Genomic DNA, 17551 nt, shown 5'->3' with positions numbered 1-17551 from the left:
CGCGTCATCCGAACAGACCGTGGAGGAACCATCTCTGGTCTGCTTCCGCGTCCCGGCTGCTGACGCGCTCGCGATATATCCAGAAGCAGCTCTGGTCTTCACCCTGTGCGACGAAATAGTCGCGCGTCACCAGCTCGCCGTCGAACCAGCCGGCCTCGATGCGTTCGCCGGGCGACACCATCCGCAATGGCGAGCCGTAGAACGGCCGGTGTTTGCGCATCAGAAGCCGCACCGGCTTCTCCAGTAGCCATGTCGGTCGCGGCAATCCCTCTGGCAGCACTATGCTTTTCGATGCGCTCGCAACCGGCACCCATCGATTGGCAATCTCAGGACGATAGTCGGCGGTTGGCGCGGGTCTGAGTACGTTTTCTTCACCGAGTCGCGCGACCAGCAACTCGATAAGACGAGCATGGTCCTCGGGCGTCCCACCGGGCTGCGGAAACAGGGAGTCCGAAGCGGGTGTCGCCGGCTGGACGTTTGACGCATCAAGCCGCAGAGCGATGACGGGCGCACTCAGCGCTATCCGCCCAAGACGCTCCTTGATGAGCCGTACCAGATGCTCCTCGCGCCATGTCGGCTCGCCCAGCGCGATTTCGACTGGCGTCGGCTCGATGGCCTGCCTTCCGCGCTCGTGCTCCAGCAAAAGGGTCGCGCCCGTCAGCGCCAGTTGCTTCGCGCACAGCCAGCCACATAGCTGGACGATGAGACGGTGCGCACCGAAGAGCGCCGCCTCTGCATGTTCGATGCGCTCCGGCATTTCGACGCGGGCAGAAAAAGTCGGCGGCGGCTCGAGCCAGTCGAAAAGCTCTGGCGACGTGCCGAATGCGCGGTCGAGGGAATCGAGCAGATGCTCACCACATCGACGCTGCAAACCGGCGCGAGGGAGCCTCCGGATGTCGGCAATCGTTTCGCAGCCAAGTCCCGTGAACCAGTCTGCAAACTGCCGCACTTCCGGTACGGATAGCAGGGGCAACGCAGATAGCTGTCGTTCGAGCGAATCGAGCTTGAGTACGCGCCGGTTCCGGTTTCTCGCGAGCAGCCATGCGCCCTGGCCTGTGGGGGCGGCACTGATGCGTGCGGTGAGTCCAATCGCTTCGAGGATTGCTTTGGCCTGCCGGCAGATTGCAAGCAGTCCGCCAAAAAGACGCAGGCTGGCGCCAATGTCAGCAACCACGACGGCCTCATCAAGCACGGCGACCTCGGGCGAGAACTGCATGAGCGCCACAGCCACTTCGCGTTGTGCCGCGTATTCTCGCGAGGGGTCGCGCTCGTACATTTCAACCTCAGGCGCCAGTGTCAGCACACCGCCGCGCTTCATGCCGACCCGCACACCCGCAGACCTCGCCACGCCATCCGCTATCAGCACCTTGTCCCGGTCGAGGACCACGCTGCCATGCGCGGGCTCAGGCAACCACCCTGGCCGGAAGACCTCGAGCTGCAACCGGGGCAAGTGGACGGCGAGAAATACGCGCATGGTGCGAAAACAGGACGGGTGTTGGTTGAAGAGGAATGGACAGAGGTTCTGCGCGTGCCGGACCTCGTCGCTTGGCAATGTCGACGGTCAGACCCTCCCGTTCCGGCCGCAGCGCCAGCCGCAAAACGGCGGGAGATGCATCCTGTGCCGCAGCCAGCGGGCGGACCATAAAGAAAAGCGTCTCCGACGACTGCGCGGCCAGGTGCAGCCGTCGCAGTGAAGACGTCTGGACATACTGCGACCAGAACAGCAATGCGCCGCAGCTTCCGGCGCGCAGAATCTGTTCCGCCGACCACAAGGCATCCGCCGTCCTGGAGGCACGAATCTGCAACAGTTGTTCCGGAGACAGGCCGATGTACTCGAGGCCGAGCCCGTTTGGGACATGCGGCGGCTGGACCATCGCAACTGGCCGCTTGCCCAGCGCGCTGAGCGCGGGACGAAGCAGCCGCATCTCTCCCACGCCGGCCTGCTGGACCAGCAGGTCGATCAGCGCGCCGACGGGCCAGCCGCCGCCCGGCAGTTCAGCCGACAGCGCGGGATACCCGGTTTCCACGACCCGTCCTCGACTGTGCGCGAGTTGGGACGCCCGCCACAGGGACGGGTGTATTTCCTCAGCGCGAACGGCGGCGGTAGACATAGGCAGCTCAAAAAACCTGTATATTTATACAGTATCGTACACTCAATTTCGAGATAGTGAACTGACACTTTTATCGGAGGCGGCGCATGGATGCACGCGTTCGCAAGGTCGGGCATCCGATGCCCGAGATGGCAGCATTCGTTGCAAAACTGCGCTCAGCGTTCGGAGACGAAGCCATTGACGATGCGCTCAGGCGTGGAAAAGCTGGCGAGCCCGTCTTTTACGCGTGCGAAAATGGCCACGCTGTTGGGACAGCAAGTCCGACGAGCGGGAGCGCGTGGCGTGCCAACGCTGACATACGGGACCGGCAATATTGCCCCGGCTGTGACGGCAGCTGCGTCGGACAGGGCGTTAGTTGCAAGGAGTGGCTGAAACGAACAGCCGGCAAGGAGAATTCGTGACAAGAATTGGATTGGCGTTGATGGTGGCCACGCTCGCGCCAGGCGCGTTCGCATCGGGTGGCTACACGGAAGTCTGGAATCCGCCAGAGGCACGTGCGGCACGTGCGCCTGCGCCCCGGCACGTCAGAGCTACGCCGAAGCTCGCGAGTCATCGACATGTGATCCCGCATCCGGTGAAAGTTCACGCGCGGCGCGCGCCAACAGCTACGCCCAATCTCGTGGCGAGGCAACGTCACATTGAAGAAGCTGTTCCGGCGAGCGAGCCAGACCTGTCAGACATTCCACGAAAGATAACACCCGAAGGCAATGTGCTTCGCGTTACGGCTCGCGGAGCGACTGCAAAGGTTGCTCGCTGATGGAGTCGCAGTCCTACCAGGGCTACCGCGTTTGGGGACACGCCATCCTGCAGCAAGAGGACATTCTCCAACCTGAGCGCTACGCGGCAAGCGGCACCATCACGATGGGCGGCAAGCTAATTGAAGCACCGGGCATCCGGTTCGTATCGAGGGTCGGCGTGTGCTCGTGGTCATTGGTGTTCAGGTTTTTTTTCGGCGGGACGGCCCGCGTCCTGCGCGAGTTCCGCACGCAACGCCTTGCGGATCACCTTGCCGGTCGCCGTCAACGGCAGGCTGTCGACGAAGCGGATCTCGCGCGGATATTCGTGCGCGGCGAGGCGCGTTTTGACATGCTGCTGAATCTCGCGCACCAGCGCTTCGTCGCCGACGAAGCCGGGGTTCAGCACCACGAACGCCATCACGATTTCGGTGCGCTCGGCGTCCGGTGCGCCGATCACGGCCGCCATCGAGACCGCGGGATGACGCAGCAACGAATCTTCGATCGACGCCGGTCCGATCCGGTAACCGGCACTCGTGATCACGTCGTCGCCACGGCCGACGAAGCGGATAAAGCCCTCCGCGTCGCGCGTGCCGAGGTCGCCGGTCAGCAGAAACTTGCCGCGAAATTTTCCGCGCGTCGCCGGCTCGTTGCGCCAGTAGCCGAGGAACATTACCGGATCGGGCGCGGCCACCGCGATATCGCCGATTGCGCCCGGCGGCAGTTCGTTACCGTGCGCGTCGATGATCTCAACCTGATGCCCCGGCACCGCGCGGCCGATCGCGCCGAAGCGCGGCTCGAACAGCGCCGCGCACGACGACACCACGACGTTGCATTCGGTCTGTCCATAGAACTCGTTGATCGTCACACCCAGCGCTTTGCGGCCCCAACCGATCAGTTCCTCGCCGAGCGATTCGCCGCCGCTCGCCACCGAGCGCAACGCGAGGTTCCAGCGCTCGGGCCGCTCGACGCCGCGCATCATCTTCAGCGCGGTCGGCGGCAGGAACGTATGCGAGACCGCGTGCCGCGCCATCAGATCGAACGCGGCCTGCCCGTCGAATTTCGCAAAGCGGCGCGCGAGCACGGCGACGCCGTGATGCCACGACGGCAGCAGCACGTCGAACAGGCCGCCGATCCACGCCCAGTCCGCCGGCGTCCACATCAGCGTCGCGTGCGCGGGAAAGCCCTGCTGCGAGATCTCGACACCGGGCAGATGGCCGGGCAAGACGCGATGCCCGTGCAACGCGCCCTTCGGTTTGCCGGTCGTGCCCGACGTGTAGATGATGACTGCGGGATCGTCCGCGCTGGTGTCCACCGGCGTGAACTCGGCGGATGCGCGCTTGAGCGCCTCCCAGAAGGAACGCACGGGTGCTGGCGCGTCCCCGTGGTGCTGGTCGAGATCGACGCTGAAGACGTTGCGCAGCTCCGGCAACGCGGCGCGGATCTCGTCGATCTTCTGCACACCTGCGTGATCGGTGATCAGCGCGACGGCGCCGCTATCGCCGAGGCGATGTTCGATCGCGTCGATGCCGAATAGCGCGAACAGCGGCACGGCCACCATGCCCGCCTTGTAGGCGGCGAGATGCGCGATCGCCGTTTCGATCGATTGCGACAGGAAAATGCCGATGCGGTCGCCGCGTTGCGCGCCGCACGCCTGCAATGCGTTCGCGAAACGGTCGGACAGCGTCTTCAATTCGTCGAACGTGTAGCGCGTGGCGTGGCCGTCGGGGTCTTCGTAGATCAGCGCGAGACGGCCTGAACCGTCGGCCCATTTATCGCATACGTCGACGCCGATGTTGTAGCGCGCCGGAACGCGCCATCCGAAGTTCGCCGTCAGCGAGTCGTAGGTCTGGCCTTCGAGGTTCATTGTGTCTCCTTCGTGTCGCTGTCTGGTTTGCGCGGGGCTGCGTTGCGTCGGGTTGCACGTTGCGCCTGGTGGGCAATTTTCCGCGGGCTTTTCGCCTACGCTGCGGTCTGGTCCCGCAAACCGGTCGGCGGCTGATAGCGCGGGAACCCGTCGTATTCGATCGTACGCTCCGCTTCCGGCAACGGCCACGAATGACGCGCGTTAGGCACGCCGCCGTCGACGCGGATCACCGTGCCGTTGATGAACGCCGACGCCTCGGATAGCAGGAACACGGCCGCGCTGGCCAGTTCCGATTCGGTGCCGAAGCGTTGCAGCGGGACTTTGTGTTTCAACGTGCGCAGCAGCGCCTGGTAATCTTCGTTGTAGCTGTCCATGCCGGCCGACGCGATCCAGCCTGGCGCGACCGCGTTGACCCGCACGCCTGCGTGGCCCCACTCGCATGCCGCCGTTTCCGTGAAGTTCCATACGCCTGCCCGGGCCGCGCCCGAGTGGCCCATGCCTGGCATGCCGCCCCAGATGTCGGCGAGCATGTTCACGATCGTGCCGCCGTGATGCTGCATCCATTGGGTGTAGCACTCGCGGGACATCAGAAAGGTGCCGTGCAGGTTGTTGCGCACGACCGCGTCCCAGCCGTTCAACGAGATCTTCTCCAGCCTGGCCGGAAATTGGCCGCCGGCGCAATTGAAGAGGCCGTCGATGCGGCCCAGCTCCGTGATGATCGAGGCGATCGTTTCGCGGACCTGCTGTTCGTTGCGGATGTCGCACGAGTAGGTTCTGTGGCCACTGGCGGGGTGTTGGTGGTCCGCTGTCAACTCGGCTTCAACGGCTTTCAGTTTGTCTTCGCTGCGGCCGATCAGCGCCAGGATCGCCCCTAACGACGCGAGTTCGTGTGCCGTGCAACGGCCTAGTCCGCTGCCAGCGCCGGTGACAACGATCACCTGGCCGGTGAACAGGCCTTCCCGAAAGACAGAACGGTAGCCATTCGAGGAGGCTGTCGGTGGCGATGAGGTGTACTGCGAAGCTGTAGGCATCCGAGGTGTCTCCGTCACTTGCTGCTGCGCTGTGGTTTTTGAGTTTAGCTCAAGTGAACCGCCGGATTCGGCACATCTGCGCCCCCGTTTCAGGCCCAACTTACCGCTCACCTCAACGTTTCGCGACAACAAGTGTGCGATTACAGCTGAACGATTTCCCGATTCATGGCGTCCCGTCGATGGCGCATTTCACGGACTACTTCCGGTTCGCGATGTTCACGAAGACCGATCAGATCTGGATCGATACCGACATGTTGCTGCTGCGGGATTTCGACCTCGACGCACCGGGCGACCTGATCGGCAAGGAGACGTCCACCAGCATCTGTACGGCACTGCTGCCCTTACCCTGCCCGATTCTTCCGCTGCGCCCTGCTGCTGCGCCAACGAAGCACCAGCCCGACTAACGCCGCGAACGCGGCGGTCGCCGCATAGCCCGCGCGGCGAATCGCATCTTCGCTCGGCATACGTGAGATCAACAACGCAACCGCGACGAGTGCAAGCACTGCGAGCAGTCCGATGACCCATTTCATCTGATGTCTCCACCACCCCGGTTGCGAAGCAAAACGCCGCGCGATGCCAAAGCATAGCGACGCGCGGAGTGCAAAAGGAATCGTTGCCTTTCCCTATTCCGCACGAAACGCCTGACGGCTTGCGCGCAGCCGCACTGCACTGCACCGCGCCGCGCTGGGAGACATCCAGGCGCGATGCATTTAATACCTGCTCACGTTCACCACCGCAAATCAGGCCACCACGCCTCGCCCCGTTCCATGCGCCTGCTGCAAAACGAACTCGATAAAAGTCGCGGCAGCGCGCGTGTGATGCCGGTTCGGCATATAGAGCATGTACATGTGCGTGCCGAAGATGCTCAGGCGCCATTCATCGAGCGCAGTCACCACATCGCCGCGTTTCAGATCGTCCTGCACCACGTAGTCGGGCACCAGCCCCACGCCCAAACCGGCGAGCACCGCCTGGCGCAAAAACAGAAAGTTCTCGGAGATGATCGCCGGCTCCAGCAACACTTCGTGCCGCTCGTCACGCAGATAAGCGGCAACGCGCAACTGCCTGCCGACCACGGCCGCCGTAATGAGCGGCGCGGTGCGCAGATCGTCGAGCTGCGCGGGCATGCCATGCGTTGCGGCAAAAGCCGGCGACGCGCACGCGACGTAACTCACCGGCCCCATGTCGCGCGCGACCAGATTTTGCGGCGGCTCCGACATCACCCGCACCGCGATATCGACTTCATCGCGCATCAGGTCCTCGACACGGTTTTCGAACATCACATCCAGCACGATGCCGGGATATAGCCGCTTGAACGCGATCAGCCAGCCGGACATCACGAGCTGGCCGTAGCCGCTCGGCACACTGAGCCGCACGCGACCCTGCAAGCTTTGCCCGAGCGTCGTGACCGACTCGCGCGCGGCGAGCAGCGCGTTCTGGATCGTGCGGCCATGTTCGTAGAGCTGCAAACCGATTTCGGTCGGCTCGACCCGCCGCGTGGTGCGTCTGACCAGTTGCAGCCCGATCGAACGCTCCAGCTGGTTCAGGTGGTAGCTCACGTTCGCGCGGCTCATTTTCAGCCGGCGCGCGGCTTCGCTCAGGTTGCCGGCGTCCAGGATGTCCACCAGCAAGGTCAGGGAATTGACGTCCATGACAACGCCTTTGTCAAAATAACTTTGACAGTCTGTCAATCGTCCATGTGATTGTCAACAAACCTTGACCGATTCACAATCAGGACAATTCGCCAGACCCGGCATGCCCCGCCTGCCCCCATTACAGTCAGGAGACGACACCATGATCCTCAACCCTTCGGCCGACGTAGTCACGCGTGAATTGCGCGGCAAGGTGCTGCTGGTGACCATCGACCATGCGCCGGTGAACGCGCTGTCCGCCGACGTGCGGCGCGGCCTGCTCGCCGCGATCGAAGCCGCGGACGCCGACAAGGCCGTCGAAGCCGTGCTGATCGTCGGCGCGGGGCGCAACTTCATCGCCGGGGCGGATATTCGCGAGTTCGGCAAGGCGCCGGTGCCGCCGTCGCTGCCGGACGTGTGCAACCGCATCGAAGCTTGCACCAAGCCGGTCGTCGCCGCGATTCATGGCGCCGCGCTCGGCGGCGGTCTGGAAGTGGCGCTCGCGGCGCACTACCGGATCGCGGTCGACGGCGCGAAGCTCGGCTTGCCCGAAGTGCAACTCGGCCTGCTGCCGGGCGCGGGCGGCACGCAGCGTACACCACGTCTGATCGGCGCACCCGCCGCGCTCGATCTGATCCTCAGCGGCCGGCACGCCGGCGCGAAAGAAGCACTCGCGCTGGGTCTCATCGACCGGCTCGGCAGCAGCGGCGACATCCTCGCCGAAGGGCTCGCCTACGCGCACGAACTGCTGGCCGCGCACGCGCCGGTGCGCCGCACGCGCGACGCCGCGGCGCTCGGCGATCGCGCCGCGAGCCTCGCCGCCGTCGCGACGGCGCGCGCGGACACCGCGAAGAAGTCGCGCGGCCTGTTCTCGCCGCTGAAAATCGTCGAGGCGGTCGAGGCCGCGATCGAACAGCCTTTCGACGAAGGCCTGCGACTCGAACGCAAGCTGTTCCTGCAATGTATCGAGAGCCCGCAGCGCGCCGGCCTGATTCACGCATTCTTTGCCGAGCGTGAAGTGCTGAAGGCGCCTGAAACGCGCCACGCCAAGCCGCGCGCGCTCGACAAGATCGGCGTGGTGGGCGGCGGCACGATGGGCGCGGGCATCGCGGTCGCGGTGCTCGACGCGGGCCTGCCGGTGACGATGATCGAACGCGACGACGCGTCGCTCGCACGCGGCCGCGCGCACATCGAAAAAGTCTACGACGGCCTGATCGCCAAAGGCCGTCTGAGCGCGGAGAAGAAAGCCGACATCATGACGCGCTGGACCGGCAGCACGTCGTACGATGCGCTCGCCGATGCCGACCTCGTGATCGAGGCCGTGTTCGAAGACCTCGCGGTGAAGCAGGCCGTATTCGCCGAACTCGATCGCGTCTGCCAAGCGGGCGCCGTGCTCGCGACCAACACGTCGTATCTCGACATCGACGCGATCGCGGCCAGCATCTCGCGTCCCGCCGACGTGATCGGCCTGCACTTCTTCTCGCCCGCCAACATCATGAAGCTGCTGGAAGTGGTGGTGCCGAAGCAGGTCAGCGCCGATGTGGTGGCCACCGCGTTCGAGCTCGCGAAGAAGCTGCGCAAGACGCCGGTGCGCGCGGGCGTGTGCGACGGCTTCATCGGCAACCGCGTGCTCGCCGTGTATCGCAGCGCCGCGGACGCGATGATGGAAGACGGCGCGTCGCCGTATCAGATCGACGCTGCGGTGCGGGCCTTCGGCTTCCCGATGGGGCCGTTCCAGGTGGTCGACCTCGCGGGCGGCGACATCGGCTGGGCCACCCGCAAGCGGCGCGCGGCCACCCGCAATCCCGCCGCACGCTACGTGCAGATCGCCGACCGTCTGTGCGAGCGCGGCTGGTTCGGCCAGAAAACCGGCCGCGGCTTTTATCTGTACCCCGAAGGTTCGCGCAGCGGCTCGCCCGATCCGGAAGTCGAGGCGATCATCGACGCCGAGCGTGCCCGCGCCGGCATCACGCCGCGCAGCTTCACCGACGAAGAGATCGTACGCCGCTACATGGCCGCGATGATCAACGAAGGCGCCAACGTCGTGCACGAAGGCATCGCGCTGCGGCCGCTGGACGTCGACGTGACCTTCCTGTACGGCTATGGCTTTCCGCGTTACCGCGGCGGCCCGATGAAATACGCGGACATGGTCGGCCTGCCGAAGATTCTTGCCGACATCCGCGAGTTCGCCAAAGAAGATCCGCTGTTCTGGCAAGCGTCGCCGCTGCTGGTCGACCTCGTGGAACGCGGCGCCGATTTCGCGAGCCTGAACCAGACGGCCTGAGACGGCCTGTCATTCGACGCATGCCGGCCGGTGGCACACTAGTCGCGCCGGTCCGCTCACTATCTACGGAAGAACCCGCTATGGATCTGAACTTCACCCCTGAAGAGGAAGCTTTCCGCGCCGACGTGCAGGCCTTCCTGCGCGCCAGGCTCCCGCAACGCCTCTCCGATAAGGTGCATGGCGGGCGCCGCCTCACGCGCGACGACATGGCCGAGTGGCACGCGATTCTGCATGCGCAGGGCTGGCTCGCCAATCACTGGCCGAAAGAGTACGGCGGGCCAGGCTGGAACGCGGTGCAGAAGTTCATCTTCGAGAACGAATGCGCGTTGGCCGGCGCGCCGCGCGTGGTGCCGTTCGGCGTCAACATGCTCGGCCCGGTGCTGATCAGATATGGCAGCGAAGCGCAAAAGCACTATTGGCTGCCGCGCATTCTCGACGGCTCCGACTGGTGGTGCCAGGGCTATTCGGAGCCGGGCGCGGGCTCCGATCTCGCGTCGGTGAAAACCACCGCGGTACGCGGCTCGGATGCGCAAGGCGAGCACTACATCGTCAACGGCCAGAAGACGTGGACCACGCTCGGCCACTACGCGAACATGATCTTCTGCCTCGTGCGCACCGCCACCGATGTACGCAAGCAGGAAGGCATCAGCTTCCTGCTGATCGACATGGATACACCGGGTGTCGAAGTGCGCCCCATCATCACGCTCGACGGCGAGCACGAAGTCAACGAAGTGTTTTTCACCGACGTGCGCGTGCCGGTTGTGAATCTCGTGGGCGAAGAGAACAAGGGCTGGACCTACGCGAAATATCTGCTCACGTATGAGCGCACCAATATCGCGGGTGTCGGCTTCTCGGTGGCGGCGTTCAACCGGCTGCGCAAGATCGCCGCGAAACAGCTGCGCAATGGCAAGCCTTTGGCGGACGACCCGGCGTTCGCGGCGCGCATGGCGCGCGTCGAGATCGACCTGGAGAACATGAAGACCACCAATCTGCGTGTGATCGCGGCGGTGGCGGGCGGCGGCGTGCCCGGCGCCGAAAGTTCGATGCTGAAGATTCGCGGCACCGAGATTCGCCAGGAAATCTCGTCGCTCACGCGCCGCGCGATGGGCGCGTACGCCCAGCCGTTCGTCGGGGAAGCGCTGCACGATGGTTTCGGCGGCACGCCGGTCGGCCCCGACGAAGCCGCAAGCGCCGCTGCGCTTTACTTCAACAATCGCAAGCTGTCGATCTTCGGCGGTTCGAACGAAATCCAGAAGAACATCATTTCCAAAATGATCCTGGGACTGTAAGAGGCGCACGTCATGAATTTCCAGCACACCGAAGACCGCCGCATGCTGGCGGATACGCTCAACCGTTTTGTCAGCGAACAATACGGCTTCGAGACGCGCGACCGGATCGCACTCTCGGCGCACGGATTCAGCACTGAACTGTGGGGCCGTTTTGCGGAGCTCGGCATTATCGGCGCATTGTTCGATGAAGCGCACGGCGGGTTCGGAGGCGGCGGCTTCGATATCGCCGTCGTGTTCGAAAGCCTGGGCCGCGGCCTCGTGGTCGAGCCGTTCCTCGATACGCTGATCGTCGGCCGGGCCATCGCCCGAAGCGGCAACGACGCGCAGCAAGCCGTCCTCGGCGAATTGATCGACGGCTCGCGGATCGTTGCGCTCGCGCATGGCGAGCCGGACAGCCACTACGAGCTGGCCCGCGTGACGACGCGCGCGCAGCGCAGCGGCAACACGTGGCAACTGAACGGCGCGAAGGCCGTGGTTCAGCACGGCGAGCACGCGTCCCTCTTGCTGGTGTCGGCGCGCACGAGCGGCGCCGATCACGCGCAAGAAGGCATCACGCTCTTTCTCGTGCCTCGGGATGCAGCGGGCGTCAGCGTGCGCGGCTATCGCAAGATCGATGGCGGACGCGCGGCTGAAGTCACGTTCGACAATGTCACGCTCGGCGACGACGCTGTGCTCGGCGCAGCCGGAGAAGGCTTCGCAACCCTCGAATACGCGATCGGCTGCGGCGTGCTTGCGCTGTGCTCGGAAGCGGTCGGCGCGATGGATGTCGCGAAGGACCACACGCTTGAATATTTGCGCACGCGCAAGCAGTTCGGCGTGCCGATCGGCAGCTTCCAGGCGTTGCAGCATCGGATGGCCGATCTGCTGCTCGAAATCGAACAGGCGCGCTCCGCGGTGATCAATGCGGCCGCGGCGCTCGACGCTGAGCGCAAGGTGCGCGAGCGCGCGGTGTCGGCGGCGAAATACAGCATCGGCAGGATCGGTGCGCGGGTCGCGGAGGAATGTATTCAACTGCATGGCGGGATCGGCATGACGTGGGAGCTGCCGCTCGCTCACTATGCAAAGCGCCTCGTGATGATCGATCATCAGCTCGGCGACGAGGATCATCACCTGGAGAGGTTTGTGGCGCTCGGGGCCGCGTAAAGGCTGCATCGGAGACGCATGAGGGCTCGCGTGGTACGCGGGCCTTTTTGCCGTCACGGCGCCGGAAAAAAACCAACCCGGTATTCTGTTAGATTATTGCGCGGAGCCGGCGTCACGGACGCCGTCCTCCCGCATCCGGAACAAGCATCGCAGCCGCAGGAACGCGCAGGAGCCGAAGTCTGAACCGCCAGCGGAGGAAACATGGATTTCCTGAAGACGCTTCTCGAGCATCAGCCGTTGATGACGTTGTTCCTCACCATCGCCATCGGCTATTTCATCGGCGAAATCAACCTCAAAGGATTTTCGCTCGGCGTCGGCGCGGTGCTGTTCGTCGCGCTGGCCGCCGGCTGGTTCGCGCCGAAATCCGCACCCGCGCCGATGGTCGGCACGCTCGGCCTTTCGCTGTTCCTCTACACCGTCGGGGTTCAATACGGCACGCAGTTTTTCCTCGGACTGACCAGCGCCAGCGGCCGGCGCGCCAACCTGCTCGCGTTGATCGGCGTGCTGTGCGCGGGCGCGATGAGCGTCGCGATCCAGAAGATCTTGCAGCTCAATCCGGGCTACGCGCTCGGCCTCTTTGCCGGTGCGGGCACCAGCACCGCGGCGCTGCAGGCGGCCATCGCCACGCTCGGCAACGACGATGCGGCAGTCGGCTATTCGGTATCCTATCCATTCGGCGTGGCCGGTCCGATCCTGTTGCTCTACCTGGCTTTTCTGATCCGTCCGCAGAAGATTGCGACGGCCACGAACGCCGGCCTCGAAATGCTCGAAATCGCGCTGCGCAATTCGGAGTTCAGCGGCAAGACGCTCGCCGAAGCGCTCACCGCCCTGCCCGCCAACGTGCAGATCGTCGCCGTACGCAGTGCCCATCACAATGCACCGGCGTCGCCCGAACTCGTGCTGACGGAGAACGACGTCGTGCTCGCGGTCAGTCCAGATGGCGCGGCACTTGCCGAGACCCGCAAGCGTCTCGGCGAGGCGGCGCCCGGACGTGTGCTGCGCGATCGGCGCGATCTCGACTATCTGCGCGTGTTCGCGTCGCGGGCGAACGTGGTGGGCCGTCAGCTAGGCGAGCTCGCGCTGCCGGACGGGTCGATCGTCGCGCACGTGCGGCGCGGCGACGCCGACATCATGCCTAACCCCGAACTCGTGCTCGAGTACGGCGATCGGGTCGGCCTGCTGACGCAGCGCGCGGCGTTTCCGGCGCTGCGCGCCTTCTTCGGCGATTCGATCAAGGGCACCGCCGAATTCAGCTATATCTCGGTCGGCCTCGGCATGGCGCTCGGCTTTCTGGTCGGCGCGATCCAGCTCCCGCTGCCGGGTATCGGCCAGCTCGCGCTCGGCTTGTGCGGTGTCCTGATCGTGGCGCTCGTGCTCGGCAAACTGCGCCGCATCGGCGGCATCCACTGGACCATACCGCTGCCCGCGAACCTCGTGATGCGCAATCTCGGACTGACGATTTTCCTCGCGCAGGTGGGCATGTCGTCGGGGCCGCGCTTCGCCGCGACAGTGTCGCAAACCGGCCTGCTGATGCTCGGCCTCGGCGCGCTCGTGGTACTCGCGCTGGTCGTGCCGATTCTGATTCTGGGGCTGCTCGTGTACCGGCTGCCGTTCGATGAAGTGGCGGGCATCGTCACCGGTGCGTGCGGCAATCCGGCGATCCTCGCGTTTGCCAACAAGCTCACGCCGACCGAGAAGCCCGACATCGGCTACGCGATGATCTTCCCGGCCATGACGATCGTGAAGATACTGTTTGTGGATATTCTTCCGGCGCTGTGGTGAGCGGTTAGTAAATGGGCAAGTGGGAAAAAGAAAAAGGCCTTACAAGCATTGCTTGTGGCAGTCTTGCCGAACAGGGACGTTGGCGACTCACTGCAAGCGACATATAGTGTTGGAGAACGCCGGGCAGGCTTGGGGAATTGATGGGAATCGCTCGAACGGGCGCTTCGACGAAGCCAGAAATATCTGCCTCCGATCGGTGCTGGATCCGGTGTCTCTCACGTGCAGACCCCGCGACAGGATCATCATGACCTTCGAAATGCGACGCGCACGCTATGTCGGGTATGGGTTCCTTGTTCCCGTTATCGCATTCGCGCATACGGGTCAAGGCGACATATCCGGTGGTTTGCTTGCAGGGTTCGAACATCCGATCTCCGGCCTGGATCATGTCGTCGCGATGGTTGCCGTCGGATTGTGGGGCGCGCAGTTGGGGCGTCCTGCGGTTTGGGTGCTGCCGGTGTATTTTCTCACTTACGCGATTCGGGGAGCGTGACGCATGCGTGCGCTGCGCCGACTGGTCCGACAAGCGGCTTGCGGTCTGATTGGGCTGACGTTTTTTGCGTCAGCCGAAGCACACGCCGTGTATCAAGGCGCGGGCGACTTTTACGCCGGGCTGTTGCATCCGCTGACGTCCCCCGAACATGTACTGCCCATGCTGGCGCTCGGCGCCTTGGCAGGGCAGAACGGCCTGAAGCGATGCGAGTTCGTGCTTTGGGCGTTTCCGGCAGCCATGGCGGCCGGCGCGTGCGCAGCCCTTTCCGTTCCAGATTTACACGGAATTCTCTTGTTCAACGTTGCCTCGGCGGTCGTGCTGGGGACCCTCTTGGCGGCTGCATTCAGGCTTCCGTCATGGCTGATTCTGATTTTAGCGGCCGTGTTTGGACTGACCCACGGATACGCAAACGGGTCAGTCATCATGGGTCAAATCCGCCCAGCCGTTTTCATAGCGGGCATGGCGTTCGCGAGCTTCATCCTGGTGGCCTACACGGTTGCCGCGACTTCTTTCTTGCTGCGGCTGCGGCCCACCTGGATCGCCATTGCTGTGCGCGTCGCGGGTAGCTGGGTCGCGGCAATCGGCCTTCTCATACTCAGTCTCAGCCAACGGGCTTTGCTACTGTCATGAGCGCTCGAGCGGTTATCTCCATGCCCGTCAATATCCTCTAGAGTGCGAGCACTGGCAGTCCGGTCGTTCGTTCATAAATCCACAATGTTGCGAAAACCGTGATGGCTGCCGATCCGCCGTATAGCGTAGCCAGGTGAAACCAACGACTTGAGCGATAGATATAGAGAATTGGCAATAGCAGCAAGACCAGCGAGATCTGCCCCATCTCCACACCAATATTGAAGCCGGCAAGGGCTGCCGCCAGACCGGATGTAGGGAGGGCCATGCCGGACAGCACGCTTGCAAAACCGAAGCCATGGATCAAGCCAAAAGCAAACCCGGCCAGCCAGCGGCGCATCCGCACCAGCGGAACAATATTGTTGAGAGCGGAAAGCAGAATCGTCACAGCAATAGCGACTTCCACCCACCTCGACGGCAACGCCACGACGTGCAGCGTGGCAAGAGACAGTGTAATTGCATGCGCCGCCGTGAACGCGGTGACGAGCTTCAACACATCGATCGCCACGGCGCGCGGAGAGTTGGCAGGGTGCCATTTATTCCCGTGCAACACGCAAGCTGCCGGCAACAGCAGCGACAGGAGGAATAGAGCGTGATCGACGCCGCGCCAGATGTGCCAGATGCCCTCCCCGACGAACTCGATGAAGGTGCGCCCGAACCCCTTCCCGCGTACGTCCAGGATCTCAGTCGGATGACCAGGTCCAAGAATGGCCGTGGTGGTCGCGCCGTTGCTCACGACGTGCACGAGGCCTTTGTGCAGTGTGTCCACGTCGGCAAATAAACGGTAATCGATGCCGAGCCGGGTCGGTCGAACTGGACAGTCCGCATTGAATTCCAGCACCGCGTATGCGCCGTCGCTGTGGTGGTCGATCAGCATGTCGCCTGGATGAATCACGCACGCTCGTCCGTCACCCGTAAGCTTGATCCGCGTGAAGGCATACGACTTGATGTCTGCTTCGCGGATGCGGACCTCGCCCCACGTCAGCATGCCGTCCCCGTCGGCATCGAGAATGAGCGGATTGTCCAGGTCACGAAGTGCGATATCCCATCGGCCCGCAATCGTTTTGTCGCTGACTGTAAGCGTCAAGTAACTGTCGCTGGGCTTGTGCGCATGCACCGCGGCGGCCCAGCACAACATGAGCAGAGCAAGCCACGCGGACGCTCGCCGTTTCATGCGGACGCGCCGCTGCGCGCCGGCTGTTTCGCGAAGCGGGCCCCAAAGACAAGGCTTGCCAGCCGCGCTTCGAGTCTCATCAAGGCCGGATCGCGCAATCGTGCGGTCTTTAGCCACATCATCGCGGGAGCAGCACGGGCAGGCTGTCGGGCGGCGACCGCCGCCTCCATCAAGATCCGGCAATCCGCTACCTCCTTTTGCACCTGCCAATCGGCCTCGGCCAGGCTGAGCGCTTTTTCCGGGTCGTTAAGGAGTTTCAGATTGAAAATGGCTTCCTCGCGCAGGTGCACGCGATCACCCCGCTCGGCCGACGCCGCGAACCGGCTTCCCAAGTCTTCGACATGACGCGCCAAATCCTCATTCAGCCCCGCCTGTTTCTCTGCGAGCGCCAGGCGAAGGAGCAGGTTGTCGTTGCGGATGTCGCCCGCTAACAGGGTGAGGACCTCCCTCGGCCGGTTCCGGTCGAGCAGAAAATCGGCCCAGGCTGCTTTAAGGTACGCGTCGCGCGGATTGATCGCCAGCGCACTGCGAAAGAACTGCTCGGCGGCTTCCTGCCTGCCCATCCAGACCGCCGTCTCGGCTTGACTTACCAGCAGCCAGTGGTAGAGCGAATCTGTCGGCGGTATCTGCGCGGCAAGACGTTGCATAAGGAGGTACGCCTGCTCCGGCATGCCGCTGACCGCCGCTACATTGGCGAGGCATATCCCTGCGATGACGGTATTCATCAATATGAGCCGGCCGCAACTCTGCCTGGCCTCCAGGTAGCGGCCTTGAACTTGCAGGATATTCGCACGGATCAGCCAGGCATCCACGTTGTCCGGCTGGACCCGAATCGCGTGGTCGAGATCGTCGAGTGCACTGGCAAAGAAATGATTGCTTTGCCGAACGCTGGCGCGCAACACCAATGCGCGCGGTGGCGGGTTTGGCTGCCGGAGCCACGGTTCGATTGCGGCCTCAGCCTGGCCCAGGTCGCGCGGGTCTTGATCGCGCCGAAAACGCTCCAGGTGGCGCTTCGCCAGTTCGGCCGCAAGGTCGAAGTTGTGGCTGCCAGCAGCCAGGGCTGCGTGCATGCTGGCGATGGTCGAATTCAGGGCGTCGTGCGCACGGGGCGGGAGCGTTTCCAGCACCTGTGAGTCCTGTTGCGGCCGCACGGGCGCGGCGTCCGCCAACGCAAACGCCAACCCAACGAAGAGACACGATCCGCACAGAACGCGTCGCAAGCTCGTATCCTTTCTAATGACCGGGTCCGGTCCGGACGATAGGTCCGTAGCACCGGCGGCCGATCTTCCTGGGCGCGATGCCGGCTGTTGCGTAAGGAGCGCCGCAAGGTTCAACCCCGCGCCGCACCATGATCCGATGTGAATCACTAAAGTCGTCGCGCTTGCTCGGTC

14 protein-coding genes are annotated in these 17551 nt (G+C 64.0%); 7 read left to right on the top strand and 7 right to left on the bottom strand.

Annotated features, from left to right (window positions below; translation table 11 throughout):
• Positions 1-4: 4 nt before the first annotated feature.
• From HV744_RS09455 to HV744_RS09440, 4 genes are all read right to left on the bottom strand, one after another.
• Entirely contained in the window at positions 5-1474 is a 1470-nt protein-coding gene (locus HV744_RS09455; RefSeq protein WP_175149399.1) for a Y-family DNA polymerase, read from the bottom strand.
• A complete protein-coding gene (gene imuA / locus HV744_RS09450; protein ID WP_175149253.1) occupies positions 1404-2111 on the bottom strand; it encodes a translesion DNA synthesis-associated protein ImuA in 708 nt (235 codons plus the stop codon). The genes HV744_RS09455 and imuA overlap by 71 nt, the downstream gene beginning before the upstream one ends.
• A gap of 927 nt (positions 2112-3038) precedes the next feature.
• Positions 3039-4712, bottom strand: coding sequence for an acyl-CoA synthetase (locus HV744_RS09445; RefSeq protein ID WP_175149252.1), 1674 nt, complete (start codon positions 4710-4712; stop codon positions 3039-3041).
• A gap of 95 nt (positions 4713-4807) precedes the next feature.
• The gene (locus HV744_RS09440; RefSeq protein WP_175149251.1) at positions 4808-5743 is read right to left on the bottom strand and encodes an SDR family oxidoreductase; all 936 of its coding nucleotides are present in this window, start codon (positions 5741-5743) and stop codon (positions 4808-4810) included.
• Positions 5744-5922: 179 nt separating this feature from the next.
• Here HV744_RS09440 and HV744_RS09435 point away from each other — a divergent pair, with 179 nt between their 5' ends.
• On the top strand, positions 5923-6147 hold the full coding sequence (locus tag HV744_RS09435; RefSeq protein ID WP_246278989.1) for a hypothetical protein: 225 nt from the start codon (positions 5923-5925) through the stop codon (positions 6145-6147).
• A gap of 336 nt (positions 6148-6483) precedes the next feature.
• Here HV744_RS09435 and HV744_RS09430 read toward each other — a convergent pair whose 3' ends face one another.
• Positions 6484-7392 (bottom strand): LysR family transcriptional regulator, encoded by a 909-nt coding sequence (locus tag HV744_RS09430; RefSeq protein WP_175149250.1) that lies wholly within the window; start codon positions 7390-7392, stop codon positions 6484-6486.
• 142 nt (positions 7393-7534) lie between these two features.
• On the opposite strand from HV744_RS09430, the gene HV744_RS09425 reads away from it, so the two are divergent.
• From HV744_RS09425 to HV744_RS09400, 6 genes are all read left to right on the top strand, one after another.
• On the top strand, positions 7535-9655 hold the full coding sequence (locus HV744_RS09425; RefSeq protein ID WP_175149249.1) for a 3-hydroxyacyl-CoA dehydrogenase NAD-binding domain-containing protein: 2121 nt from the start codon (positions 7535-7537) through the stop codon (positions 9653-9655).
• Positions 9656-9735: 80 nt separating this feature from the next.
• Positions 9736-10944, top strand: a complete 1209-nt coding sequence (locus HV744_RS09420) for an acyl-CoA dehydrogenase family protein (RefSeq protein ID WP_175149248.1) — start codon at positions 9736-9738, stop codon at positions 10942-10944.
• A gap of 12 nt (positions 10945-10956) precedes the next feature.
• Positions 10957-12087, top strand: coding sequence for an acyl-CoA dehydrogenase family protein (locus HV744_RS09415; RefSeq protein ID WP_175149247.1), 1131 nt, complete (start codon positions 10957-10959; stop codon positions 12085-12087).
• A gap of 201 nt (positions 12088-12288) precedes the next feature.
• The gene (locus tag HV744_RS09410) at positions 12289-13869 is read left to right on the top strand and encodes an aspartate:alanine exchanger family transporter (RefSeq protein ID WP_175149246.1); all 1581 of its coding nucleotides are present in this window, start codon (positions 12289-12291) and stop codon (positions 13867-13869) included.
• A gap of 244 nt (positions 13870-14113) precedes the next feature.
• The gene (locus HV744_RS09405) at positions 14114-14359 is read left to right on the top strand and encodes a HupE/UreJ family protein (protein WP_175149245.1); all 246 of its coding nucleotides are present in this window, start codon (positions 14114-14116) and stop codon (positions 14357-14359) included.
• A 3-nt stretch (positions 14360-14362) separates the two neighbouring features.
• Complete coding sequence (locus tag HV744_RS09400; protein ID WP_175149244.1) at positions 14363-14989, top strand: HupE/UreJ family protein; 627 nt, start codon at positions 14363-14365, stop codon at positions 14987-14989.
• 37 nt (positions 14990-15026) lie between these two features.
• Here HV744_RS09400 and HV744_RS09395 read toward each other — a convergent pair whose 3' ends face one another.
• Positions 15027-16160 carry a HupE/UreJ family protein gene (locus HV744_RS09395; RefSeq protein WP_175149243.1) on the bottom strand — a complete coding sequence of 378 codons (1134 nt, stop codon included), beginning with the start codon at positions 16158-16160 and terminating at the stop codon, positions 15027-15029.
• Positions 16157-17287: a tetratricopeptide repeat protein gene (locus tag HV744_RS09390; RefSeq protein WP_175149242.1), complete on the bottom strand. Its 1131-nt coding sequence runs from the start codon at positions 17285-17287 to the stop codon at positions 16157-16159. The genes HV744_RS09395 and HV744_RS09390 overlap by 4 nt, the downstream gene beginning before the upstream one ends.
• Positions 17288-17551 lie beyond the last annotated feature (264 nt).

It is taken from the genome of Paraburkholderia ultramafica (assembly GCF_902859915.1).
In the GTDB taxonomy this organism is placed as follows: Bacteria; Pseudomonadota; Gammaproteobacteria; order Burkholderiales; family Burkholderiaceae; genus Paraburkholderia; species Paraburkholderia ultramafica.
Note: the sequence above shows the minus strand (reverse complement) of the source record. Positions and strands in the feature narration are given on the sequence as shown.

Excerpts from the sequence above, each read along its gene's own strand:
- HV744_RS09455 (WP_175149399.1), bottom strand. The coding sequence starts at position 1,474 with ATGCGCGTATTTCTCGCCGTCCACTTGCCCCGGTTGCAGCTCGAGGTC.
- imuA (WP_175149253.1), bottom strand. The coding sequence starts at position 2,111 with ATGTCTACCGCCGCCGTTCGCGCTGAGGAAATACACCCGTCCCTGTGG.
- HV744_RS09445 (WP_175149252.1), bottom strand. The coding sequence starts at position 4,712 with ATGAACCTCGAAGGCCAGACCTACGACTCGCTGACGGCGAACTTCGGA.
- HV744_RS09440 (WP_175149251.1), bottom strand. The coding sequence starts at position 5,743 with ATGCCTACAGCTTCGCAGTACACCTCATCGCCACCGACAGCCTCCTCG.
- HV744_RS09435 (WP_246278989.1), top strand. The coding sequence starts at position 5,923 with ATGGCGCATTTCACGGACTACTTCCGGTTCGCGATGTTCACGAAGACC.
- HV744_RS09430 (WP_175149250.1), bottom strand. The coding sequence starts at position 7,392 with ATGGACGTCAATTCCCTGACCTTGCTGGTGGACATCCTGGACGCCGGC.
- HV744_RS09425 (WP_175149249.1), top strand. The coding sequence starts at position 7,535 with ATGATCCTCAACCCTTCGGCCGACGTAGTCACGCGTGAATTGCGCGGC.
- HV744_RS09420 (WP_175149248.1), top strand. The coding sequence starts at position 9,736 with ATGGATCTGAACTTCACCCCTGAAGAGGAAGCTTTCCGCGCCGACGTG.
- HV744_RS09415 (WP_175149247.1), top strand. The coding sequence starts at position 10,957 with ATGAATTTCCAGCACACCGAAGACCGCCGCATGCTGGCGGATACGCTC.
- HV744_RS09410 (WP_175149246.1), top strand. The coding sequence starts at position 12,289 with ATGGATTTCCTGAAGACGCTTCTCGAGCATCAGCCGTTGATGACGTTG.
- HV744_RS09405 (WP_175149245.1), top strand. The coding sequence starts at position 14,114 with ATGACCTTCGAAATGCGACGCGCACGCTATGTCGGGTATGGGTTCCTT.
- HV744_RS09400 (WP_175149244.1), top strand. The coding sequence starts at position 14,363 with ATGCGTGCGCTGCGCCGACTGGTCCGACAAGCGGCTTGCGGTCTGATT.
- HV744_RS09395 (WP_175149243.1), bottom strand. The coding sequence starts at position 16,160 with ATGAAACGGCGAGCGTCCGCGTGGCTTGCTCTGCTCATGTTGTGCTGG.